We start from the raw sequence: 21856 nt of genomic DNA on the forward strand, positions 1-21856 counted from the left end.
CGGGCCGTCGGCACACGGACGCCCGGCCGGGCTCCGCGGACGCTTGGATGGGCACCATGAACGACGACACCATGAACGACGGCATCTTCAGCGACGGCATCTTCAGCGACGAAACTTTCGACGACGAAACCGCCGGCAGCCGCCAGGAGTCCTTCCGCGCCCTGCTGCGCTCGCTCCGGGTGTGGGACACGACCCTGCCGCACTTCGACCCGGCCTCCGCGCCCGTCGATCCGCTGCCCCTCTTCCAGCAGTGGCTGCGCGAAGCCGCCGAGGCCGGAACGCCGGAGCCGCACACCATGACCCTGGCGACGGCCGACGCGAACGGATGGCCGTCGGTGCGGACCGTCATGCTGCACGACGCGGACGAGCACGGCTGGCACTTCGCCACCCACCGCACGAGCCGTAAGGGCCGGGAGCTGGCCGCCCGCCCGGAGGCCGCGCTGGGCTTCTACTGGCCCGCGGTCGGCCGCCAGGTCCGGGTGCGGGGCACGGTGACGGCCGCCGGCCCCGCGGAGAGCCGGGCCGACCTGGCCGAGCGCTCACCCGGAGCCCTCGCGGCCGCACTGGTGGGCAGGCAGAGCGAACCGCTGCCCTCCCTCGCGGAGCTGGAGCGCGCCTCCGACGCGGCGTGGGAGCGGGCCCTGCGGGAGCCCGACGCCCCCGTCGACACCTGGACGCTGTACGTCCTGCGGGCGGACGAGGTCGAGTTCTTCCAGGGCGACGCCCGGCGACGCCACGTGCGCCTCGACTACCGCCGCGCCGAGGGCGGCCAGTGGGTCACCGGGCTGCTCTGGCCATGAGATCGGGCTCCGGGTCGGTGGCGATCCGGGCGTGCAGGTGGACGTCCCACATCTCGCCGTCACCGCCCGGCATCTCGCCCCGCAGGGTGCCTTCGAGAAGGTACGCGCAGTGCTCGGCGACCCGGCAGGAGGCGCCGTTCCCCAGGGCGTGCCCCAGTTCCAGCCGGTGCAGGCGCAGTTCGTCGTGGAACGCCCACCGCGTGAGCGCCTCCAGGGCCCGGGAGGCATAGCCCCGGCCCCGGTACTCGGGCAGGATCCAGTAGCTGACCCGGGCGCTGCGCCGCACCGGGCTGATCATGGACAGGGCGACGCTGCCCACGACCGTATCGGGCCCCTCCGCCTGGGCCGTCACCGCGAACGACACCCCCTCCCCCTGCTCGCGTTCGGCCGCCCGGCGCCGCAGGAAGGTCCGCGCGCCCTCCTCGTCCGGGGCCGGCACGGTGCCGCCGTTCCAGCGGCGGAACTCCTGGTCGGCCATCCCCCGCAGCACGGCGTCCAGGTCGCTGTCCTCCCAGGGGCGCAGCAGGAGGTCGAACTCACCGATCCAGGCCGGGTCCCACGCATGCGATTCCGTCATGTGCGGCATTCAACAGGGGCGGAAGACCGGTACCTCCAGTGGGGTTTCGGCCACCGCGCGGAACGTCACCCGGAGGTCCATGCCGATCCGCAGCAGGCTCTCGGGGCAGTCGACCACCTCGGTCGTCATGCGTGGCCCTTCCGCGAGGTCCACGACGGCGGCCGTGCAGGGCGGTCGCCCGTCGAACGGTGGAAGGTCGTTCACATGGACGACGGACCAGGTGTAGAGCGTGGCGCGGCCGCTCGCCTCCTCCCAGACGACGTCCTCGCTCCAGCAGCGTGGGCAGATCTCCCGTGGATAGTGGTGCGCCCTTCCGCATCCCCCGGCGCGGCAGCGGCGTATCAGCAGCCTCCCCTGTGCGGCGGCCTCCCAGTAGGGACGGGTGAAGGCGTCGGTCTCCGGAATGTCGAAGCGCGCCCGCATATCCAATGCGCCAACCCCCTTGCATCACAGATCATTTGCCGCCTTTCCCGGTGCCCTCACATCTTTCCTGACGTCACGTCAGATCGGTAGCCTGGCCGTACGTCAGTCCGTCGGCCCTTGAGCAGGAGTGGACGAGAACGATGCTTGGATCGACTCACGGCACCCTCACCACCACCTCCCGCCCGGCCCGCGTGGCGGCCTGCGGCGAACGCCGGAGGCCCGCCGTCCACGGCAGCACCGCCGAGGACCTGGACGTCAGCGGCCGCCCGCTGCACTCGGACGTGCCCGACCTCGACCGGTTCTTCCGGCCCGAGAGCGTGGCCGTCGTCGGCGCCTCGGACACCGACGGCCGCCCCAACACCGGGATCACCCGGCAGCTCGTCGCCTGGTCCGAGCGCGTCGGCGCCCGCCTCCACCCCGTGCACCCCACCCGCGCCGACGTCTTCGGCCGCCCCTGTCACCGCTCCGTCGCCGAACTCCCCGAGCGCGTCGATCTCGCCGTCCTCCTCGTGGCCGACCCCCTTCCCGTCATCGAGCAGCTCGCCGATGCCACGGCGGACCGCAAAGCGGCGTTCGCCGTCGCGTTCGCCTCCGGCTTCGCCGAGTCCGGCCCGGAGGGCGCGGCCGCCCAGGCCGGGCTCGCCGCCGCGGCCCGGCGGGCGGGCGTCCGGCTCCTCGGCCCGAACACCAACCTCAACGCCTTCGAGGAGTTCCGCGACGACCTCGACGGCCCGGCCATCGCGCTGATCACCCAGTCAGGCCACCAGGGCCGTCCTCTCTTCTCCCTCCAGCAACTGGGCATCCGGCTCTCGCACTGGGCCCCGACCGGCAACGAGGCCGACCTGGAGTGCGCGGACTTCATCTCGTACTTCGCCACCCGGCCGGAGGTCGGGGCCATCGCCGCGTATGTGGAGGGCTTCAAGGACGGCCGCTCCTTCCTGCTGGCCGCGGACCGGGCGGCCCGGCACAAGGTGCCCGTGGTCACCGTCAAGGTCGGCCGCACGGACGCGGGCGCCCGTACCGCCGCCTCCCACACCGGCAAGCTGACCGGCGCCGACGACGTGGTGGACGCGGCCATGCGGCAGTTCGGCGTGATCCGCGTCAACGGCCTGGACGAGCTCCAGGACACCTCGGCCCTGCTCGCCCGCGCCCGCCCGCCGGTGGCCACCGGCGTCGCCGTGTATTCGATCTCCGGCGGCACGGGTGCCCATTTCGCGGACCTGGCCGCCGCGGCCGGTCTCGACCTCCCCGCCCTTCCAGCCGCGAAACAGCGCGAACTCCACCAGTGGATACCGGACTACCTGACCGTCGCGAACCCCGTCGACAGCGGCGGCCACCCGGTCGGCGACCGGCGCGGCCGCAAGATTATCGAAGCCGTTCTCGCCGACCCCTCCGTCGGCGTCCTCGTCTGCCCGATCCCCGGCCCCTTCCCGCCCCTGAGCGACATCCTCGTACGGGACCTCGTGGCGGCCGCCGAGGAGACGGACAAACTCGTCTGCGTGGTCTGGGGCTCCCCCGTCGGCACCGAGGACGCCTATCGCGGCACGCTCCTCGGCTCCTCGCGCGTGGCCACCTTCCGCACCTTCGCCAACTGCGTCACCGCCGTCCGCGCCTATCTCGACCACCACCGCTTCGTCGCCTCCTACCGCTCCCCCTTCGAGGACGCGCCCCGCGCCCCGTCCCCCTCCGCCCGCAAGGCGCGGGCCCTCCTGCGGCCGGGCGAGCAGCTCAGCGAGCACGCGGCGAAGCAGCTCCTGCGCGCGTACGGCATCCGCGTCCCCCGGGAACAGCTGGTGACCAGCGCCGCCGCGGCCGTACGGGCGGCCGGACTGGTCGGCTATCCCGTCGTGATGAAGGCGTCCGGCCCCCAGCTCGCCCACAAGACGGAGCTCGGCCTGGTCAAGATCGGTCTGACCTCGGCCAGCCAGGCCCGGGACGCGTACCGCGAGCTGACCGACATCGCGCGGTACGAGGGGCTGCCCCTGGACGGCGTGCTCGTCTGCCAACTCGTCGGTCACGGTGTGGAGATGGCGGTCGGGATCTCGCCCGACCCGCTCTTCGGCCCGACCGTGACGGTGGGCCTGGGGGGCGTACTGGTGGAGGTGCTGCGCGACACCGCCGTGGGCGTCCCCCCGTTCGGCGAGGACCGCGCCCGCGCGATGCTGCGCGAACTGCGCGGCAACGCCCTCCTGGACGGCGTCCGGGGGGCGCCGCCCGCCGACGTGGACGCGCTCGTGGAGACCGTCCTGCGCGTCCAGCGCATGGCCCTGGAACTGGGCGACGAGCTCGCCGAGTTGGACATCAACCCCCTCGTGGTGCTGGACCGCGGCCAGGGCGCCGTGGCCCTGGACGCGCTGGCCTTCTGCCGCTGAGCCGCGCGCGGCAGCCCGGAGAACCAGGAGTACCGCCATGTCCGTCTCCCCCCGTGAAGCGTCCGCCGACGAGCCCGTCGAGCCCTCCGGCCCCCACGACCAAGTGATACTCCACGCCACTGACAACGGTGTCTCGTGGATCACCCTCAACCGCCCACAGGCCCTCCACGCCATCACTCCTGACCTGCGGGAACAGTTGATCTCACGGTTCGTCCAAGCCTCCGCCGACCCGGCCGTGCGGGCCGTCGTCGTCACCGCGTCCGGCAGGGCGTTCTGCTCCGGGGCCGATCTGCGCGCGGCCCCCTCGCACCAGCCGGCCGGGGCCGTGACCGGCGATGTCGCGCGCACGCTCCGGCGCGGCGCGCAACGGCTGATCGGCGCCGTACTGGACTGCGAGAAGCCCGTGCTCGCCGCCGTGAACGGCGTCGCCGCCGGGCTCGGCGCCCATCTCGCGCTGGCCTGCGATCTCGTCCTGGCGGCCGAATCGGCCCGGTTCGTCGAGGTGTTCGCGCGCCGCGGCCTGGTCCCCGACGGCGGCGGCGCCTATCTGCTGCCCCGGCTCGTCGGACCGCGGCGCGCGAAGGAGCTGATGTTCTTCGGCGACGCCCTCGGCGCCGCCGACGCGGAACGCCTGGGGCTGGTGAACCGGGTGGTGGCCGACGCCGAACTCGCGGACACGGCCCGGAACTGGGCGGAGCGGCTGGCGGCCGGGCCGACCCGCGCGCTCGCCCTGACCAAGCAGCTGGTCAACGCCTCGCTCGACACCGACCGCGCGACGGCCTTCGCCGCCGAGGCCGCCGCGCAGGAGATCAACATGACGACGGCGGACGCCCGGGAGGGCATCGCGAGCTTCGTGGACCGCCGCGCCCCGGAATTCCGGGGCCGTTAGCCCGTGCCACACCCTTCCTGACTGACACTCCGTCAGATTCAATGGACCCATGATGGGACACGCGGGCATGGCGGAAGCCGCCGTGCGCTACCTGCGGTCGGCCGGAGCGCCGACCTCCGCACCACCGCGGCCCGTCGGGCCCGCGCCGCGCCCCGCGCTGCGCGCCGTACGGGCGGACGAATGGACGGACGAACGGGCGGACGAGCGGATTCCGCCGAGCCTGGAGGAGTTCCGGCGCGTGCTCGGCGCCTTCGCCAGCGGGGTCACCGTCGTCACCGCGCCGGGCCGGGACGGGGAGCCGCCCGCGGGCTTCTCCTGCCAGTCCTTCGCCTCGCTCTCCCTCGACCCGCCCCTGGTCGTCTTCATGGTGGCCCGCACGTCCGCCACATGGCCGCGCATCGCCCGCGCGGGGGTCTTCTGCGTCAACGTCCTCGGCGCGGGCCAGGAGGAGCTCTGCCGGGCCTTCGCGGTCAGCGGTTCCCGGACCGCCGACAAGTTCACGGGCGTACGGCACGGACCGTCGCCCGCGACCGGGTCGCCGCTCCTGTCCGGCGTACCGGCCTGGGTCGACTGCGCGGTCCACGCCGTGCACACGGGCGGGGACCACCTGATCGTCGTCGGACGCGTCGAGGCGCTCGGGACGGACGAACGCGAGGCGGCACGGCCCCTGCTCTTCCACAGGGGCGCGTTCGGGACATTCAGTCCCTGAGGCCGGGACGTCGATCCCCTGGGGAGCGACAGGAGTCACACGCCTGAGAGGGAGCCGACGCCCCGGCCTATTTCTTGTGCCCGACGACCTTCGTCAGCACGTACCGCTTGCCGGAGCCCGGCTTGCCGATCTCGTGGTAGATCCGCGGCTTCTTCTGCGTACCGCCGACATCCCAACTACGGGCAAGCGAACATGTCTTGATCCTGAGGTTCACGCCCTCGATCCGGCCGCTCTCCTTGAGCGCCTTCCAGGACCCCGTGCCGTCGCAGTCCGTCGATCTGTCCTTGCCCGTCTCGTCCCACACGTAGTTGTCGAGTCCCTGGGCGACAGCGCGGCCGTCCTCGTCGAGCTTGACCGTGCCACCGTGGCCGTCGGTCCAGGTGCCCGCCAGATCCGACCTGTGCAGCCGCGGCGGCTCGTACACCTTCACCAGGCCGGTGCCGTACACGCCCGCACCCAGGACACCGACCGCGAGCCACGCGAGCGCGCCGTCGCGCGCGATCCTGCGGACCAGCCCCGTGGTGCGGCCCGCGCGGATCCGGCGGCCCGCGACGGCCGCGAGCAGAGCGGCGGGCAGCAGGCCGACCGTGAGGGAGCCCCACCACAGCACGTACGACAGGGCGGGCGCGAACGCGAGGCTGCCGAGCGCCGCCACGCCGCCGAAGGCGGCCACCACGGCCGCGGCCACCACCGGCACGGCGGCCAGGAGCCAGCGCAGGCGCTCGGGGCGCCCCGTACGCCGTGCCACGCGCCGTGCGAGCGCCAGGGCGGGCATCACCGCCACGCCCGTGACGAAGCCGCTGACCAGGACGGCGAAGAACGCGATCCCCAGGACCACGCCGATGATCGCGACCACGTTGTGCGGCAGCCCGTCGTGCTCACGCGCGAGCATCACGAGGACGGCGATCGTCCCGCCGATCACCGCTTCCGCGAACAGCCCGGCCATCGACGCGCAGAACGCCGCGCCGAAGCCGTCCGCGTGCATCACGCGCTTCGGTGTCCGCTCGGACTCCTCGGGCGTGGCGTCCGCCTCCGCCTCGGCCGGCATGGCATCCGGTTCGGCCTGCTGTGTCATTACCGCCCCTCTCTCCAAGAATGATTCCCCCAGAGGCCGGGAGGTTGCTTCCGCGCGCGGACCGGGACCCGTGAGCGGTCCACCGGTCCGGCGACTCCGCCGACAAGGAGGCCGGGCACACGGCGACAGCGGCGCCGATCGCCCGGTGGGCCATTCTTACCGAATGCCCCGTCTTGGACTGAATGAGGGCCGGTGCGACCGCACGCCGCGGGAGGGTGGGAGGCGTCGGCAGACACGAGCCAACAACACATCGGGGCCGTGACCGGCGCAAGACCCCGTACCTCGATCGCAGTGGGGATCACAGGGGGATCGCATACGGCCCCAGGGGCACCGCTCAGGCGACCGCCACGGTCCGCGCGGGGCGCCTGCGGATGACCAGTGCCATCAGCGCGGCCATCGCGCACAGCGCGCCGGAGGCGTACCAGACGAGGTCGTACGAGCCGAGGGCGTCGCGGGCCACGCCGCCCAGGAAGGCGACCAGGGCCGCGCCCAGCTGATGGGAGGCGAGCACCCAGCCGAAGACGATCGCACTGTCGTCGCCGTAGTGCTCACGGCACAGGGCGATGGTGGGCGGCACGGTGGCGACCCAGTCGAGGCCGTAGAAGACGATGAAGAGGATCATCGGCGGGTGGACCGACGGTGCCATCAGCATCGGCAGGAACATCAGGGAGACTCCGCGCAGCCCGTAGTAGACGGCGAGCAGCCTGCGCGCCTCGAAGCGGTCGGTGAACCAGCCGGAGGCGATCGTTCCGGCGACGTCGAAGACCCCGACCACGGCGAGCAGCCCGGCGGCCGCGGTGACCGGCATGCCGTGATCGTGGGCGGCGGGCACGAAGTGGGTCTTGACCAGTCCGTTCGTGGACGCGCCGCAGATCGCGAAGGTGCCCGCGAGCAGCCAGAACGGTCCGGTGCGGGCCGCGTCCGACAGGGCCCGCACCGCCCGCCGGCCCGCACCGGTCACGGGCGGCGGCTTCGGAACGTACTCCCGCGCCCCGTACGCCGCGAGGCCGACGTCCGCCGGGTGGTCGCGCAGCAGCAGCCAGACGAACGGGACGACGGCGAGCGCGGCCGCCGCCACGATCAGCGCCGCGGGCCGCCAGTCGTGGTGTTCGACGATCCAGGAGAGCAACGGCAGGAAGATCAGCTGCCCGGAGGCGCCCGCCGCGGTGAGGATGCCGGTGACCAGGCCGCGCCGGGCGACGAACCACCTGTTGGTGACGGTCGCCGCGAAGGCCAGGGCCATCGACCCGCTGCCGAGGCCGACGAGCACGCCCCAGCAGAGGACGAGCTGCCAGGCCTCCGTCATGAAGACGGTCAGTCCCGCGCCCGCCGCGATCACCGTCAGGGCACAGACGACGACCCTGCGGATGCCGAACCGGTCCATGAGGGCCGCCGCGAAGGGTGCCGTGAGCCCGTAGAGGGCGAGGTTCACGGAGGCGGCGAACCCGACGGTGCCGCGCGACCAGCCGAACTCCTGGTGCAGCGGTTCGATCAGCAGGCCGGGCAGGGAGGCGAATCCTGCCGCCCCGATGATCGTCACGAAGGTGACGACGGCGACGAACCAGGCGCGGTGGACACGGGGGCCGCGTCCGGTGCGCGCCGGCCGTACGGGACGAGGGGTTGTCTGGGTCACTCCATCAGGATCAGGAGCGCCCGGACCGCGAACGAGCGGCCCGAAGGACAGCATTCGTCAGGATCAGGCCACGACGGTCCGGAGGGGCACGGGTCTGCGGCAGCCTTGTCGGCGACGGGCCCGCGATTGTCAGTGCCGGGCCGCAGACTTGTCGGTGACGGAGCCGGAGACGGCCGGGAGCGTGTGGGAGGACGGATGGACGGGCCGGAGAACAGCGGGGCCGGACGCGCGGAAGGACGGCCGCACCGGATCGTCGTCCTCGCCCTCGCGGGCGTCATCCCGTTCGAGCTGTCCATCCCCTACCGGATCTTCGGCAAGGCCCGGACGGCCGACGGCGAGCCCCTGTACGAGGTGGTGACGTGCGCGCTCGCACCGGGCCTGGTGCAGACGGACGCCGACTTCGCCATCACCGTGGAGCGCGGTCCGGAGGCGCTCGCGGAGGCCGACACGGTCGTCGTGCCCGCCTCGTACGAGCGGGGCCTCCCCTACATCGAGGGCAGGCTCGAAGCCGCCCAGGCGGCCGCGCTGGCGCACATACGCCCCGGCACGCGCCTGGTGTCGATCTGCACCGGTTCGTTCGTCCTGGCGGCCGCCGGACTGCTCGACGGGCGCCCGGCCACCACCCACTGGAGCAGCACGGACCACTTCCAGCGGCTGTTCCCGTCGGTCCGGGTGGACGCCGACGTCCTGTTCGTCGACGACGGCGATCTGCTGACCTCGGCGGGGGTGGCCTCCGGGATCGACCTGTGCCTGCACATCGTGCGCCGCGACCACGGGAGTGCCGTGGCCAACGACGTGGCCCGGCGCAGCGTGGTGCCGCCGCACCGCGACGGCGGTCAGGCGCAGTACATCCACCGGCCCGTGCCGGAACCGCAGTTCGCGACGACCACGACGGCGCGCGCCTGGGCGCTGGGCCGGCTGCACGAGCCGATCCAGCTGCGGGACATGGCCGAGCAGGAGGCGATGAGCGTACGGACCTTCACGCGCCGGTTCCGCGAGGAGGTCGGCATCAGCCCCGGCCAGTGGCTGACCCAGCAGCGGGTGGAGCGGGCGCGGCACCTGCTGGAGGACAGCGACCTGTCCGTGGACCAGGTGGCGCGGGACGCCGGGTTCGGCACGGCCGCGTCCATGCGGCAGCACCTCCAGGCGGCGCTGGGCGTCTCGCCGACCGCATACCGGCGGACGTTCAGGGCGGCACCGGCGGACTCCCGCCGGTGATCCGCGCGGGCGGTCAGGTGAAGGTCAGCACGGTCCGGGCGACGCGTCCGTGGAGCGTGTCGGCGGCGGCCTTGTCGAAGTCCTCGACCGGGTGGACGGTGGTGACCAGTTCGTCGAGCAGGAGCCGTCCTTCCCCGTACAGCCGCGCGTAGAGGGCGATGTCACGCTGAGGGCGGGACGAGCCGTAGCGGCAGCCGAGTATCGACTTGTCCAGGTAGAGGGACGAGACGAGGAAGGCGGCCTCCGCGGCGGCGGGCGGCACCCCGAGCAGGACGGCCTGGCCGCGGCGGTCGAGGAGGTCGATCGCCAGCCGGATGAGGCGGGGGTTCCCGGCGCACTCGAAGGCGTGGTCGGTGCCGCGCGGGAGGACCGCGCGCACGGCGGCCGGGGTCCCGGCGGGCGAGGAGGCGTCGACGAAGTGGGTCGCCCCGAACTGCCGCGCCAGGGGCTCCTTCGCCGGGTTGGTGTCGACGGCGACGACGACGGAGGCCCCGGCGATGCGGGCGCCCTGGAGGACGTTGAGGCCGACGCCGCCCGCGCCGATGACGACGACCGATTCGCCCTGCCGGACCCGGGCCCGGTTGAGGACCGCGCCGACGCCGGTCAGCACCGCGCAGCCGATGACGGCGGCGGAGGTCAGCGGCATGTCGACGGGGACCCTGACCGCCTGGACGGCCTTCACGACCGTGCGTTCGGCCAGGGCGGAGCTGGCCGCGAACTGGTAGAGGCCGGTGCCGCGCCGGAAGAAGGGCCTGCCGGGCCTGCCGATCGCCTTGCGGCACATGGCGGGGCGGCCGCGGTCGCAGTCGCCGCAGGTCCCGCAGTTGGCGAGGGTGGAGAGCGCGACGTGGTCGCCGGGCGCGACGTGGGCGACCCCGGGCCCGACCTCCTCCACCACGCCCGCGCCCTCGTGTCCGAGGACGGCCGGAACGGGGAAGGGGATGGTGCCGTCGACGACGGACAGGTCGCTGTGGCAGAGGCCCGCCGCGGCGATCGCGACCAGCACCTCGCCGGGACCAGGTCGCCGTACTTCGAGGTCGTCGACGACCTGGGGACGCTCGCCGTCGAAGATGACACCTCTCATGGCTGGTCCGTCCTCTCGGCGGATCGGGACGTACGGGCGGGTGGTGCGACCGTCTCAGGAGGCACCGTCTCAGGAGGCCCAGACGACGGACTGGAGTTCGCTGTACGCGTGCAGCCCGAAGGAGCCGCCGTCACGGCCGACGCCGCTCTCCTTGAAGCCGCCGAACGGTGTCTCGGGGTGCCGCTGGACCGTGTTGATGCCGACGTTGCCGCAGCGCAGGCGGGCGGCGAGGCGCCATGCCCGGCCGGTGTCGGCGCCGAAGACGTAGTCGTGGAGGCCGTACGAGGTGCTGTTGGCGATGTGCACGGCCTCGTCGTCGTCCTCGAAGGGGAGGGCCGCGACGACGGGGCCGAACAGCTCTTCCCGGGCGACGGTCATGCCGGGGGTGACGTCGGTGACGAGGGTGGGCGCGACGTAGAAGCCGGGTTCGAGATCGGGGCGGCGGCCGCCGACGGCGATGCGGGCGCCTTCCGCACGGGCCCCGGAGATGTACTCCTCGACGCGGTCGCGCTGCGCGGCGGAGATCAACGGGCCCACGACCGTGGAGTTATCCACAGGGTCCCCGATCGTCAGCGTCCGCGCGTAGTGTTGGAGACCGGCGACGACCTTCTCGTACAGCGATCGATGGACGAGCACCCGGGTCGGCGCCGTGCAGATCTGTCCGCTGTGGAACGACCAGACCGAACCGACCGCCCCGATCGCCGACTTGAGCACCTTTTCGTCGGCATCCCCCAGGACGATGGCCGCGCCCTTGCCGCCCAGCTCCATCAGGGTGCGCTTCATCGACCTCCCCGCGGCCTCGGCGATCCTCTTTCCGACAGCGGTGGACCCGGTGAAGCTGATCATGTCGACGCCGGGGTGCGACACGAGCGCTTCGCCGGTGGCGGGGCGCGAGCCCGTGACGACGTTGAAGACGCCGTCCGGGAGGCCGGCCTCCCGGAGGAGCGGGCCCAGCGCGAGACAGCAGAGCGGGTCCTGCGGCGCCGGTTTGACGACGACCGCGTTCCCCATGGCCAGGGCGGGGGCGACCTTGCCCGCGAGATTGACGACCGGGAAGTTGTAGGAGGTGATGCAGCCGACGACGCCCACGGGGCGCCGGACCGCGACGGCGCCCAGCAGGGCACCGGGGGCGAGCGGGGTACCCCCGACCGAGCGGGGAGCGAGCGGGACGACGGCCGGCTCGACCGCTCCCCGCGCGTAGCGCCGGAACCGCTCGACCGCTACGGGCAGTTGCAGACCGGCGGTGACGCGCATCGTCGCGCCCGTCTCCGCCTGGAGGAGGGGCAGCAGCTCTTCTCCGTGTCCATCGATGAGATCCGCGATCCGGTCCAGCACGGCCGCGCGCTCGCGCGGTGGTGTCCGGGACCAGCCGTCCTGAGCGGCCCGCGCGGAGGTCACGGCGTGGGCGACTTCGGCGGGAGTCGCCTCCGGGGCCTCCCCGACGACCTTCTCGGTCGCCGGATTGACAACTGCATAGTGCCCTTTTTCCGGCGTGTGCCAGGAGCCGTCGATCCACAGCCCGTACGACGTCATGGACGCGGCTCCTTCGGCAGGCCGAGGACGCGCTCGGCGATGGTGGTGCGCTGGATCTCGTCCGATCCGCCGTAGATGGTGTCGGCTCGGGAGAAGAGGAACAGGCGTTGCAGGGCGTCGAGTTCATAGGGTCGCAGACCGTCCCAGTCGTCCGGCCCGAGGGTGGCGGCCGGGCCGCGGACCTGCATGGCCAGTTCGCCGAGCCCTTGGTGCCAACGGCCCCACAGGAGCTTGGCGACGCTCGGGGCCCCGGGATCGTCGACTGTCCCCAGGGTGCGCAGGGCGTTCCAGCGCATGGCCTGCAACTGGGCCCAGTGCCGTACGAGCCGGTCACGGGTGACCGGCTCCGCTGCGGCTCCCGTTTCCCGGGCGAGGCGGATGACACCCGCGAGTTCGGCGGCGAAGCCGATCTGCTGGGCGAGGGTGGCCACGCCGCGTTCCCTGCCGAGAAGGTCCAGGGCGACCCGCCAGCCGTTGCCCTCACCGCCGACGAGATGCTCGGCACGGGCCTCGGCGCCGTCGAAGAAGACCTCGTTGAAGTCGGCGGTCCCCGACATGTCCCGGATGGGCCGGACCTCGATCCGGCCGGGCTGGTCCATCGGCAGGAGCAGCAGGGAGAGCCCGTGGTGCCGGTGCGATCCTTCGGTGGTGCGGACCAGCGCGAAGCACCAGTCGGCCTCCCTGGCGCAGGAGGTCCAGGTCTTCTGCCCGTTGACCCGGTAGATGCCGCCGCCGTCGGTGAGCACGGCGGAGGTGCGGACGGCGGCTAGGTCCGAGCCCGCGCCGGGTTCGCTGTAGCCCTGGCACCAGAGTTCCTCGCCCCGGGCGATGGCAGGGAGGAACCTGCCGCGCTGGGCGGTGTCGCCGTGCGCGAGGAGGGTGGGGGCGAGGAGGTTCTCGCCTATGTGCCCGACGCGGGCGGGCGCTTGGGCACGGGCGTACTCCTCCGCCCAGACGACCTGCCCGGCCAGGGAGGCGGTGCGGTTGCCGTAGGTGCCGTGGGAGGTGTCCCAGCCGAGGCCGATCCAGCCCGCGGCGCCGAGTTCGCGTTCCCAGGTCCGGCGTGCGGGGGGCGCTCCGGTGGCGAGGTGTTCGGCGAGCCAGCCGCGTGCCTCCTCCCGGAACGTCTCGTCCTCCGGTCCGAATGCGAAGTCCACGCCCTCTCCTCACCGTGCCGGTCCGCGCCCGCTCGGTACGGAATCGGCGCGTGGCAGCTCTTGTCGGGGTGTCGGCCCGGGTCGGCGGCGGCCGGCCCGAGCCGTGGTCAGGAGCGGTCGCGGTCCTCGGCCGCGGTGGTGCGGGGTGCTGTTCGCGGTGCGGCGAGCAGGGGCATGGGGTCGGCGCCGATGGTGCCCGGGAGGAATTCGGCGATCTTCTCGGGGGTCCAGGCGCCGTCCGCGTAGGCGGCGCGGAGCTCGCGGGGCTGGGCCCATACCGCGATCTTGGGTCCTGCGACGGTGTAGACCTGCCCGGTGATGTCCTGTTCTCGGGCCCGGTCGCCGAGGAGGTAGACCACCATGGCCGCCACGTCCTCGGGGTCGCCGATCTCGGCCAGTTCCCCCGGGACCTTGGCGGACATCCGCGTACGGGCCACCGGGGCGACGCAGTTGGCGGTGACCCCGTATTTGCGCAGGCCCAGGGCGGCACTGCGGACGAGCGAGATGACGCCCCCCTTGGCGGCGGAGTAGTTGGCCTGGGAGACGCTGCCCTGATGGCTGCCGCTGGTGAAGCCGATGAGGGTGCCGTACCCCTGGCGGCGCATGACCGCGGCGGCGGCGCGGAAGACGGTGAAGGTCCCTTTGAGATGGGTGGCGACGACCGGGTCCCACTCCTCCTCGGTCATGTTGAACAGCATGCGCTCCCGGAGGATGCCGGCGACGCACACGGCCCCGTCGAGCCGTCCGTACCGGGCCAGCGCGGTGTCGACGATCCGCGCGCCGCCCGCCATGGTCGACACGTCGTCCGCGAGGGCCGTCGCCCGGCCGCCCGCCGCCTCGATCTCCTTGACCACCGCCTCGGCGACCTCGCTCGCCGGTTCGCTCCCGTCGACGGACACGCCGTAGTCGTTGACGACGACGCTCGCCCCTTCGGCCGCGCAGGCCAGGGCGACGGCCCGGCCGATGCCACGCCCGGCCCCGGTGACGGCGATCACCTTGCCGGTCAAGAAGTCACCCATGCGGCACCCCTTCCCCATTTCTGACGGGCCGTTAGATTTTTGAGCAGAGCGGGCGTGGGCACAAGACCCGTCGCGGCCCGGATCCAGGGAGGGACCCAATGGCACTGCCGCCGGAGTTCTACGACGCGGCCAAACGCGTTAACAACTGGGGCCGCTGGGGCGAGGGCGACGAGATAGGGACCCTCAACCTGATCACGGACGCGGTCGTGCGCGACGCGGCCGGGGCGGTACGGACGGGGCGCCGCGTCCCCCTGGCGGTGCCACTGCGGCAGGAGGGGATCCAGACCGGGGTGATCCCCGGCAGGGTCAACCCCCTGCACACCATGGTCGCGATCAACATGGAGATGTTCGGCCCGGACACCATCGCCACCAGCGACGACATCGTGACCCTGGGCCTCCAGGCGGGCACCCACTGGGACGGGCTCGCCCATGTCTCGCACGGCGGCAGGATCTACAACGGCCGCCCGGCGAGCTCGATCACCGCGCACGGAGGCGCGGCGTACCACGGCATCGAGAAGGCCCGGCACATCGTCTCGCGGGGGGTGCTGCTCGATGTCGCCCGAGCCCATGGCGTCGAGCGGCTCGACGCCGACCACGTCGTCGGCCCGGAGGACCTGGCCGCCGCGGAGGAGCTGGCCGGGGTCGACGTCCGGCCGGGGGACATCGCGCTGGTGCGGACCGGGCAGATCCAGCTGTATCTGGCGGGCGACAGGCAGGCGTACGGATTCCCGTCCCCCGGACTGTCGTTCCGCACACCCGAGTGGTTCCGCGCCCGCGATGTCGCCGCGGTCGCCAATGACACGCTGACCTTCGAGATCTTCCCGCCGGAGATCGCCGATCTGTGGCTCCCGGTGCACGCCCTCGACCTCGTCGAGATGGGGATGCCGCAGGGCCAGAACTGGAATCTGGAGGAGTTGTCGACCGCGTGCGCGGAGGAAGGCCGCTACACCTTCCTGCTCACCGCCACCCCGGAACCCTTCACGGGCGGAGCGGGGGCTCCGGTCGCACCGGTCGCGGTGCTCTGACGGCCGACGCCCCGGACGGGCGGCTCCGGGGCCGCCGGGGCCCATGGAGCGAGGCCACCAGGAGCGAGGTCACCACAGGAAGTCGGGCGGGCGGCGGCGCGTCGATGCGCACCCCGAGCACGGCACCGCACGCCGCCGCCGGCTCCGGCGCTTCAGCCCTGCGCGCGCCGGACCGCGACCCGTACTCGCCAAGACAGCCCCGTACGAATGGGCTTCTCGACGTCCCCTCGCAACGAATCGCTGCGTCCAAGGGTGATCACGTGGACACTTCACGTCAACACCTGGTCTGGACTTTGTCGACTAAGCCCGATTTGTGACGGCGCGTGGTGACTCGAAAGCGCCGACCCATGATGCCCGCCCACGGTCGACCTCACACCAGATGCGCTTCCCCGCGCCCTCGGGCTGCCAGCCCCAGCGGTCCGCCAGACCGTCCACCAGCTCCAGGCCCCTGCCGCCGGTGTCGTCGCCCTCCGCGCGGCGGGGGCGCGGGGGACGGGCGCTGATGTCGGCGACCTCGACCCGGACGGTGCCCGAGCAGACCCCGGTCGCGCCGGAGGAGTCGCCGACGTCCGGGAACAGCATGCGCAGGACGGCCGGACAGCCGGTGTGCACCACGGCGTTGGTGACCAGCTCCGAGATCAGCAGGATCAGCGTCTCCGCCAGGGGCTCGTCGACGCCTATTCCGGAACCGGCGAGTCGCGACCTCGCCCACCTGCGGGCCCGTCCCACCTCCGCGGGATCCGCCCGGACCTCCATCTGCATCTGAAGCACCTGCACCGCTCACACCATCCGAACCGGCGGACACAACGCCTCGCGTCTCCGAGGGGTCACGCAACGTGACTCCATTCCGAGACAGCATGGTTGACGCTCAGTCACCTCAACAAGCGCTTCGGGCATATTCCGGCGCAAAGGAGTATGCGTGCTGCATACTGTGCGACGCGCGCTGCGGAGACTCGAACATCGGGGGACCACGGGCCCCATTCCGACGCGAGTGCCAGACATTTTCCCGCCCGGCATCGCCACAAGGACGACACCCGGCTTGCTGCGCCTCTGAACAACTCGCATCCAAGGGAGAGTACCCGAGGGCGGAGCCGACTCCGCCCTGTCACGAGTAACGCACCGGACACAGCCTGATATCGGCGTTCTGCGAACTGTTATGTATGACATGACCGGCATTTCGCCCATGCCGATTACACCCGGATATTTTCACTGCCCAGGGCGCCCGTCCAAACATCTGGCGCATTTCCCGCGGCACCGCTCATGAGCAGCTCATTCGCAAGGAATTCCTCCGATTCTGCGGTCGATTGCCACTGCGCGGCCCGCACCCAGGCCCGTTTCACGTGCAGATGAATGTCGGCTTCCCAGGTGAAGCCCAGGCCACCGTGTACTTGCAGACAGTCACGGGCGTTGCGGATGGCTGCACTGTCCGCAAGCAGCTTGGCGCCGGAGATTTCGGCGGGGTCCTCCGTCAGTGACGCGGCGTAGACGCTCGCGCGGGCCAGGTCCACCCGCACGAGCATGTGGGTGCACAGGTGTTGCACGGCTTGGAAGGCGCCGATCGGCCGGCCGAACTGGGTGCGGCCGCGGGCGTGGGCGACGGCCAGCTCAAGGGTGCGCCGGGCGCTGCCGAGTTGCTGGGCCGCGGTCAGCAGGGCCGCTTCGCGCCGCAGTCGTGCGGTGTCGGCGGGCGGGTCAACGGGGCGTGCGGCCAGGGAAGATGGCGGCTCGCCCACCCGGTGCAGGGGGGTCGCCGGGTCGACGGAGCGGAAGGGCCGGGCGTCGAGCGCGCACGGGGCCTCGCCCGTTTCCGTCCGCAGCACGCGGGCGGTGGGGCGGTCGAGGAGCAGTACGGCGTCGGCGGTCGCGAGGTGTTCGGCCGTGCCGGGTCCGTCCACGGCGGTGACGATCCGGGTGCCGTCGGCCGCGCCGGGGACGAGCCCGGCGGCGAGGTGGGTGACGGCCAGGGGGCCGGGCAGCAGGGCGCGTCCCGCCTCCTCGAAGAGGAGCACGGCTTCCGGTAGTCCGAGGCCCGCGCCGCCGTCCTCCTCGGGCAGGCGCAGGGCGAAGAACCCGGCGTCCCCGAGAGCCCGCCACAGGTCCCGGTCCGGGCCGGGACCGGGTCCCGGGCCCGCTCCGGGGTCCGGGGCCCGCTGGGGGCCGTCCACGGCCGCTCGTAGCCGCTCGCGCGGGAAGCGGGCGGCCAGGAGGGCGCGCATGCCCGCCTGAAGGGCGCGCTGGTCGTCGTTCGGCCGGAAGGTCATGGGTCACCACGCTCTGGGGAGTCCGAGGACGCGCTCGGCGACGATGTTCCGCTGGATCTGGGAGGTGCCCGCGGCGATCGTGTAGGAGAGCGAGGAGAGGCGGTCCGCCGTCCACGGGTGGTCGGCGTCGAGGGATGCGGGCCCGAGGACGTCGGCGGCCGCGTCGTAGAGCTCCTGGCGGGCTTCCGAGTAGCGCAGTTTGAAGACGGAGCCACTGGTTCCCGGCACCGTGCCGCCGCCCGTGCGGGCCGGGTGTCCGGCCTCGCCCGCGTTCCACTGGATCAGCCGCCAGAGCGCCGTGAACTCGGCGTTCAGCCGCCCCAGACGACGGCGGAGCACGGTGTCGTCCCAGCGGCCGTTCGCGCGGGCCGTGCGGGCCAGGCCGGCCAGGACGCGGCGGCAGGCGACGACCTCGCCCGCGAAGGCCGTGCCGCGCTCGAAGGCGAGGGTCACCATGGTGACGCGCCAGCCGTCGTTCTCCGCGCCGAGGCGGTGGGCGGCGGGAATCCGCACCCTGTCGAGGAACACCTCGGCGAACTCGTCGGACCCGGCGAGGGTCCGCAGGGGCCGCACGGTCACCCCGGGCGCGTCCATCGGCATGGCGAGCCAGGTGATTCCCCGGTGCCGGGGGGCCGACGGGTCGGTGCGGACGAGGAGTTCGCACCAGTCGGCGACCTGGGCGTGCGAGGTCCAGATCTTGCTGCCGGTGACGACGTAGCCGTCGCCGTCGCGCTCGGCGCGGGTGCGCAGGGCGGCGAGGTCGGAGCCCGCCTCGGGCTCGGAGAAGCCCTGGCACCAGACCTCCTCGCCACGCAGGATGGGGGGCAGCCAGCGGGCCCGCTGGGCGGCCGTGCCCTCGGCCGCGATGGTGGGTCCGGCGTGCAGGAGCCCGACGAAGTTGGCTCCCACGTAGGGGGCCCCGGCCCGTTCGGTCTCCTCCAGGAAGATCAAGTGCCGGGTGGGGGTGGCGCCTTGGCCACCGGCGTCGACGGGCCAGTGGAGTCCCGCGTAACCGGCGTCGTGCAGGGCGCGCTGCCAGGCGCAGTCGTGGACGCGGCGGGCGGGCCAGTCCGTGGCGGGCGGCTTGGGCGGCAGGGCCGGCAGAGTTCTTCGCAGCCAGGCACGCAGCTGCCGCCGGAAGGCCTCGTCCTCTTCCGTGGCGGTGAGGTCCATGGGCGGTCAGGCGCGCGGCCGGTCGAGGTCGAGACCGAGCATGCGGATGGCGTTGCCGCGCATCAGTTTGTGGACGGTCTCGTCGTCCAGCCCCCGTACGTGGTCGAGGGCGACGTCCCTGGTGTGGGGGAAGGTCGAGTCGACGTGGGGGTAGTCGGTCTCGAAGGTGGCGTTGTCGCGGCCCACCGTATCGAGTGACGCGATTCCGTGTTTGTCGCGGAAGAAGCAGCAGAAGATCTGCCGGTAGTAGTAGGTGGAGGGCGGTTCGGGGATCAGGTCCCGCACTCCGCCCCAGGCGCGGTGCTCCCGCCAGACGTCGTCGGCGCGTTCCAGTGCGTACGGGATCCACCCCATCTGGCCCTCGCTGTAGGCGAGTTTGAGGCGGGGGAAGCGCACCAGGACACCGCTGAAGAGGAAGTCGGTCATGGACGCCATGGCGTTGTTGAAGGACAGGGTGGCCTGGACCGCGACCGGGGCGTCCGGGGAGGCGGCGGGCATCTGCGAGGACGAGCCGATGTGCATGTTGACGACGGTGCCCGTCTCCTGGCAGGCGGCGAAGAAGGGGTCCCAGTGGCCCGAGTGGATGCTGGGCAGGCCCAGGTGGGTGGGGATCTCGCTGAAGGTCACGGCGCGCACGCCCCGCGCCGCGTTGCGGTGGATCTCGGCGACGGCGAGGCCGACGTCCCACAGAGGAATGAGACAGAGCGGTACGAGGCGGCCTGCGCTGTCGCCGCACCACTCCTCGACCATCCAGTCGTTGTAGGCGCGCACACAGGCGAGCGCGACCTCCTTGTCGCGCGCCTCCGCGAAGGTCTGGCCGCAGAAGCGGGGGAAGGTCGGGAAGCAGAGGGACGCCTCCACATGGTTGAGGTCCATGTCCTTGAGGCGCGCCGCCGGGTCCCAGCAGCCGGGCCGCATCTCCTCCCGGGTGATGCCCTCCAGGGTCATGTCGTCGCGGTCGAAGCCGACGGCGGCGATGTTGCGCTTGTACGGGAAGGCGAGGTCCTCGTAGACCCACCAGTCGGCGGGCGGCCCCTCGGGGTCCATGGAGGTGACGTACTTGCCACCCACATAGGCGAGTCGGCCGATACCCGTGGTGACCGGCCGGGGACCCCGGTCGCGGTACCGGGCGGGGAGCCAGGCGGCGAAGAGGTGGGCCGGCTCGATCACATGGTCGTCGACGCTGACGATGCGCGGCAGTTCCACGGCGGACCCTCCCATTTTTCTGACGCTCCGTCAGAATGGAGGCTAGTGCGGCCCCTCCGGGCCGACAAGCCGTGGCATCGAGGCGGGGAGGATCCCATGACCGGTACCGAAGACGACCTGGCCGCCTCCCGCACCCTGTGGGAGCTGCTGGAGCGCCGCGCCTCCCGCACCCCCGGCGCCACCGCGCTCGTCCAGGCCGACGACCCCGGCCCCGCAGGGGACGACAGACGGCTGTCCTTCGGCGGGCTGCACGCGCACGCGGAGCGGGTCGCGGCGGGGCTGTACGGGCTCGGGGTGCGCCCCGGCAGCAGGGTCGCCTGGCAGTTGCCCACCCGCGTCGAGACCGTCGTCCTCACCTTCGCGCTGACCCGCCTCGGCGCGGTGCAGACGCCTCTCGTCCCCTTCCACCGCGACCTGGAGGCGGGCCACGCGCTCCGGGCCACCGGGGCGGAGTTCCTCGCGGTGCCCGGCGTGTGGCGCGGCTTCGACCACACGGCGATGGCCCGCCGCCTGGCAGCCGGACTCCCCACCCCGCTGCGGGTGTTCACCGCGTACGACGCCCTCCCCCAGGGCGACCCGGCAGTCCTCCCGCCGCCGCCCGCCGACGGCACGGCCGTCCGCTGGGTCTACTGGACGTCCGGCACGACCTCCGACCCCAAGGGCGCCCTGCACACGGACCGCGGCCTGATCGCCGCCGGGGCCGCGCTCGCCGACGCCCTCCGCCCCACCCCGGACGACGTCGGCTCCATGGCCTTCCCGTACGCGCACGTGGCCGGGCCCGACTACACGGTGATGATGCTGCTGCGCGGCTTCCCGTCGGTCCTCCTGGAGCACTTCGCGCTCCCCGCCTCGCTCGGCGCCTACCGCCGCCACGGCGTCACCCTGGCGGGCGGCTCCACCGCCTTCTACGCGATGTTCCTGGCCGAACAGCGCAAGGACCCGGCCCGCAGGCTGCTCCCCGCGCTCCGCCTCATGGCGGGCGGCGGCGCGCCCCGGCCGCCCGGACTGCACCACGAGGTCGTCCGCGAACTGGGCTGCCGGCTGATCCACGGTTACGGCATGACCGAAGCCCCCATGATCACCATGGGGGACCCGGACGACACCGCGGAGCACCTGGCCACCACGGAGGGCCGGCCCGCAGCGGGTATGGAGCTCCGGATCGTCGACACGGACGGCTCCCCCGTACCGCCCGGCGTGGACGGGGCGGTACGGCTGCGCGGCGAGGCCGTCTGCCGCGGCTACCTCGACCCCGCGCAGCACGCCGGGGCGTTCGACGCGGACGGCTGCCTCGTCACCGGGGACATCGGTCACCTCACCGCGGAGGGGCACCTCGTGCTCACCGGGAGAGCGAAGGACATCATCATCCGCAAGGGCGAGAACATCTCCGCGCAGGAGGTCGAGCGGCTCCTCCACGCGCACCCGGGCGTCGAGGACGTCGCCGTGATCGGCCTCCCCGACCCGGTGCGCGGGGAACGCGTCTGCGCCGTCGTCCAACAGCGCGCCGGAGCCGCCCCGCTCACCCTCGGCGACATCGGTTCCCACCTGCGGGACGCGGGGCTGTCCGTGCGCAAGTTCCCCGAGCAGCTGGAGCTCGTCGACGCGCTGCCCCGCGGCGGGCCGCTCCGGAAGGTCCGCAAGCAGGAGTTGCGCGAGCGCTTCTCCGGCGGATGACTCAGGACAGATGACTCGGGGCGGTCGACTC

19 protein-coding genes are annotated in these 21856 nt (G+C 72.8%); 7 read left to right on the forward strand and 12 right to left on the reverse strand.

What is annotated here, in order from left to right; genetic code table 11:
• Positions 1-56: 56 nt before the first annotated feature.
• Positions 57-800: a pyridoxine/pyridoxamine 5'-phosphate oxidase gene (locus ACWD4A_RS13470; protein ID WP_451193244.1), complete on the forward strand. Its 744-nt coding sequence runs from the start codon at positions 57-59 to the stop codon at positions 798-800.
• Here ACWD4A_RS13470 and ACWD4A_RS13475 read toward each other — a convergent pair.
• Together ACWD4A_RS13475 and ACWD4A_RS13480 are read right to left on the reverse strand one after the other, a co-directional pair.
• Positions 778-1377: a GNAT family N-acetyltransferase gene (locus ACWD4A_RS13475; RefSeq protein ID WP_451193246.1), complete on the reverse strand. Its 600-nt coding sequence runs from the start codon at positions 1375-1377 to the stop codon at positions 778-780. The two genes, ACWD4A_RS13470 and ACWD4A_RS13475, sit on opposite strands and share 23 nt — an antisense overlap.
• 9 nt (positions 1378-1386) lie before the next feature.
• Positions 1387-1800 carry a Zn-ribbon domain-containing OB-fold protein gene (locus tag ACWD4A_RS13480; RefSeq protein WP_451193364.1) on the reverse strand — a complete coding sequence of 138 codons (414 nt, stop codon included), beginning with the start codon at positions 1798-1800 and terminating at the stop codon, positions 1387-1389.
• A 140-nt stretch (positions 1801-1940) separates the two neighbouring features.
• On the opposite strand from ACWD4A_RS13480, the gene ACWD4A_RS13485 reads away from it, so the two are divergent.
• The 3 genes from ACWD4A_RS13485 to ACWD4A_RS13495 are packed head-to-tail and all read left to right on the forward strand — an operon-like array spanning position 1941 to position 5770.
• Complete coding sequence (locus ACWD4A_RS13485) at positions 1941-4172, forward strand: acetate--CoA ligase family protein (RefSeq protein ID WP_451193248.1); 2232 nt, start codon at positions 1941-1943, stop codon at positions 4170-4172.
• Positions 4173-4209: 37 nt separating this feature from the next.
• Positions 4210-5061 carry an enoyl-CoA hydratase/isomerase family protein gene (locus ACWD4A_RS13490; protein WP_451193249.1) on the forward strand — a complete coding sequence of 284 codons (852 nt, stop codon included), beginning with the start codon at positions 4210-4212 and terminating at the stop codon, positions 5059-5061.
• A 49-nt stretch (positions 5062-5110) separates the two neighbouring features.
• On the forward strand, positions 5111-5770 hold the full coding sequence (locus ACWD4A_RS13495) for a flavin reductase family protein (RefSeq protein WP_451193250.1): 660 nt from the start codon (positions 5111-5113) through the stop codon (positions 5768-5770).
• Positions 5771-5837: 67 nt separating this feature from the next.
• Here ACWD4A_RS13495 and ACWD4A_RS13500 read toward each other — a convergent pair whose 3' ends face one another.
• Together ACWD4A_RS13500 and ACWD4A_RS13505 are read right to left on the reverse strand one after the other, a co-directional pair.
• Positions 5838-6845, reverse strand: coding sequence for a hypothetical protein (locus tag ACWD4A_RS13500; RefSeq protein WP_451193252.1), 1008 nt, complete (start codon positions 6843-6845; stop codon positions 5838-5840).
• A 334-nt stretch (positions 6846-7179) separates the two neighbouring features.
• Complete coding sequence (locus ACWD4A_RS13505; protein WP_451193253.1) at positions 7180-8478, reverse strand: MFS transporter; 1299 nt, start codon at positions 8476-8478, stop codon at positions 7180-7182.
• Between the two features lie 195 nt (positions 8479-8673).
• Between ACWD4A_RS13505 and ACWD4A_RS13510 the strand changes: the two genes are divergently transcribed.
• A complete protein-coding gene (locus tag ACWD4A_RS13510; protein WP_451193254.1) occupies positions 8674-9696 on the forward strand; it encodes a GlxA family transcriptional regulator in 1023 nt (340 codons plus the stop codon).
• A gap of 13 nt (positions 9697-9709) precedes the next feature.
• On the opposite strand, the gene ACWD4A_RS13515 is transcribed toward ACWD4A_RS13510, so the two are convergent.
• From ACWD4A_RS13515 to ACWD4A_RS13530, 4 genes are all read right to left on the reverse strand, one after another.
• Complete coding sequence (locus ACWD4A_RS13515; protein WP_451193257.1) at positions 9710-10780, reverse strand: alcohol dehydrogenase catalytic domain-containing protein; 1071 nt, start codon at positions 10778-10780, stop codon at positions 9710-9712.
• A gap of 69 nt (positions 10781-10849) precedes the next feature.
• Positions 10850-12313 (reverse strand): aldehyde dehydrogenase family protein, encoded by a 1464-nt coding sequence (locus tag ACWD4A_RS13520; protein WP_451193259.1) that lies wholly within the window; start codon positions 12311-12313, stop codon positions 10850-10852.
• Positions 12310-13470, reverse strand: coding sequence for an acyl-CoA dehydrogenase family protein (locus tag ACWD4A_RS13525; protein WP_451193260.1), 1161 nt, complete (start codon positions 13468-13470; stop codon positions 12310-12312). The genes ACWD4A_RS13520 and ACWD4A_RS13525 overlap by 4 nt, the downstream gene beginning before the upstream one ends.
• Before the next feature lie 107 nt (positions 13471-13577).
• Entirely contained in the window at positions 13578-14489 is a 912-nt protein-coding gene (locus tag ACWD4A_RS13530) for an SDR family NAD(P)-dependent oxidoreductase (RefSeq protein ID WP_451193262.1), read from the reverse strand.
• A gap of 98 nt (positions 14490-14587) precedes the next feature.
• Here ACWD4A_RS13530 and ACWD4A_RS13535 point away from each other — a divergent pair, with 98 nt between their 5' ends.
• On the forward strand, positions 14588-15514 hold the full coding sequence (locus ACWD4A_RS13535) for a cyclase family protein (protein WP_451193265.1): 927 nt from the start codon (positions 14588-14590) through the stop codon (positions 15512-15514).
• Between the two features lie 300 nt (positions 15515-15814).
• Here ACWD4A_RS13535 and ACWD4A_RS13540 read toward each other — a convergent pair whose 3' ends face one another.
• The 4 genes from ACWD4A_RS13540 to ACWD4A_RS13555 all read right to left on the reverse strand — a co-directional run bounded on the left by ACWD4A_RS13540 (position 15815) and on the right by ACWD4A_RS13555 (position 20169).
• Positions 15815-16291 carry an ATP-binding protein gene (locus tag ACWD4A_RS13540; RefSeq protein ID WP_451193267.1) on the reverse strand — a complete coding sequence of 159 codons (477 nt, stop codon included), beginning with the start codon at positions 16289-16291 and terminating at the stop codon, positions 15815-15817.
• Positions 16292-16704: 413 nt separating this feature from the next.
• Positions 16705-17775 carry an acyl-CoA dehydrogenase family protein gene (locus ACWD4A_RS13545; protein WP_451193269.1) on the reverse strand — a complete coding sequence of 357 codons (1071 nt, stop codon included), beginning with the start codon at positions 17773-17775 and terminating at the stop codon, positions 16705-16707.
• A gap of 3 nt (positions 17776-17778) precedes the next feature.
• Entirely contained in the window at positions 17779-18948 is a 1170-nt protein-coding gene (locus ACWD4A_RS13550) for an acyl-CoA dehydrogenase family protein (RefSeq protein WP_451193270.1), read from the reverse strand.
• Positions 18949-18954: 6 nt separating this feature from the next.
• Positions 18955-20169, reverse strand: a complete 1215-nt coding sequence (locus tag ACWD4A_RS13555) for an amidohydrolase family protein (protein ID WP_451193272.1) — start codon at positions 20167-20169, stop codon at positions 18955-18957.
• 81 nt (positions 20170-20250) lie between these two features.
• Here ACWD4A_RS13555 and ACWD4A_RS13560 point away from each other — a divergent pair, with 81 nt between their 5' ends.
• Positions 20251-21825: a class I adenylate-forming enzyme family protein gene (locus ACWD4A_RS13560; protein ID WP_451193273.1), complete on the forward strand. Its 1575-nt coding sequence runs from the start codon at positions 20251-20253 to the stop codon at positions 21823-21825.
• Positions 21826-21856 lie beyond the last annotated feature (31 nt).

It is taken from the genome of Streptomyces sp. NPDC002537, assembly GCF_053594975.1.

Coding starts and splice junctions, on each gene's coding strand:
- ACWD4A_RS13560 (WP_451193273.1), top strand. CDS start 20,251: ATGACCGGTACCGAAGACGACCTGGCCGCCTCCCGCACCCTGTGGGAG.
- ACWD4A_RS13520 (WP_451193259.1), bottom strand. CDS start 12,313: ATGACGTCGTACGGGCTGTGGATCGACGGCTCCTGGCACACGCCGGAA.
- ACWD4A_RS13530 (WP_451193262.1), bottom strand. CDS start 14,489: ATGGGTGACTTCTTGACCGGCAAGGTGATCGCCGTCACCGGGGCCGGG.
- ACWD4A_RS13480 (WP_451193364.1), bottom strand. CDS start 1,800: ATGCGGGCGCGCTTCGACATTCCGGAGACCGACGCCTTCACCCGTCCC.
- ACWD4A_RS13500 (WP_451193252.1), bottom strand. CDS start 6,845: ATGACACAGCAGGCCGAACCGGATGCCATGCCGGCCGAGGCGGAGGCG.
- ACWD4A_RS13485 (WP_451193248.1), top strand. CDS start 1,941: ATGCTTGGATCGACTCACGGCACCCTCACCACCACCTCCCGCCCGGCC.
- ACWD4A_RS13470 (WP_451193244.1), top strand. CDS start 57: ATGAACGACGACACCATGAACGACGGCATCTTCAGCGACGGCATCTTC.
- ACWD4A_RS13555 (WP_451193272.1), bottom strand. CDS start 20,169: ATGGGAGGGTCCGCCGTGGAACTGCCGCGCATCGTCAGCGTCGACGAC.
- ACWD4A_RS13535 (WP_451193265.1), top strand. CDS start 14,588: ATGGCACTGCCGCCGGAGTTCTACGACGCGGCCAAACGCGTTAACAAC.
- ACWD4A_RS13510 (WP_451193254.1), top strand. CDS start 8,674: ATGGACGGGCCGGAGAACAGCGGGGCCGGACGCGCGGAAGGACGGCCG.
- ACWD4A_RS13475 (WP_451193246.1), bottom strand. CDS start 1,377: ATGACGGAATCGCATGCGTGGGACCCGGCCTGGATCGGTGAGTTCGAC.
- ACWD4A_RS13490 (WP_451193249.1), top strand. CDS start 4,210: ATGTCCGTCTCCCCCCGTGAAGCGTCCGCCGACGAGCCCGTCGAGCCC.
- ACWD4A_RS13545 (WP_451193269.1), bottom strand. CDS start 17,775: ATGACCTTCCGGCCGAACGACGACCAGCGCGCCCTTCAGGCGGGCATG.
- ACWD4A_RS13495 (WP_451193250.1), top strand. CDS start 5,111: ATGATGGGACACGCGGGCATGGCGGAAGCCGCCGTGCGCTACCTGCGG.
- ACWD4A_RS13550 (WP_451193270.1), bottom strand. CDS start 18,948: ATGGACCTCACCGCCACGGAAGAGGACGAGGCCTTCCGGCGGCAGCTG.
- ACWD4A_RS13515 (WP_451193257.1), bottom strand. CDS start 10,780: ATGAGAGGTGTCATCTTCGACGGCGAGCGTCCCCAGGTCGTCGACGAC.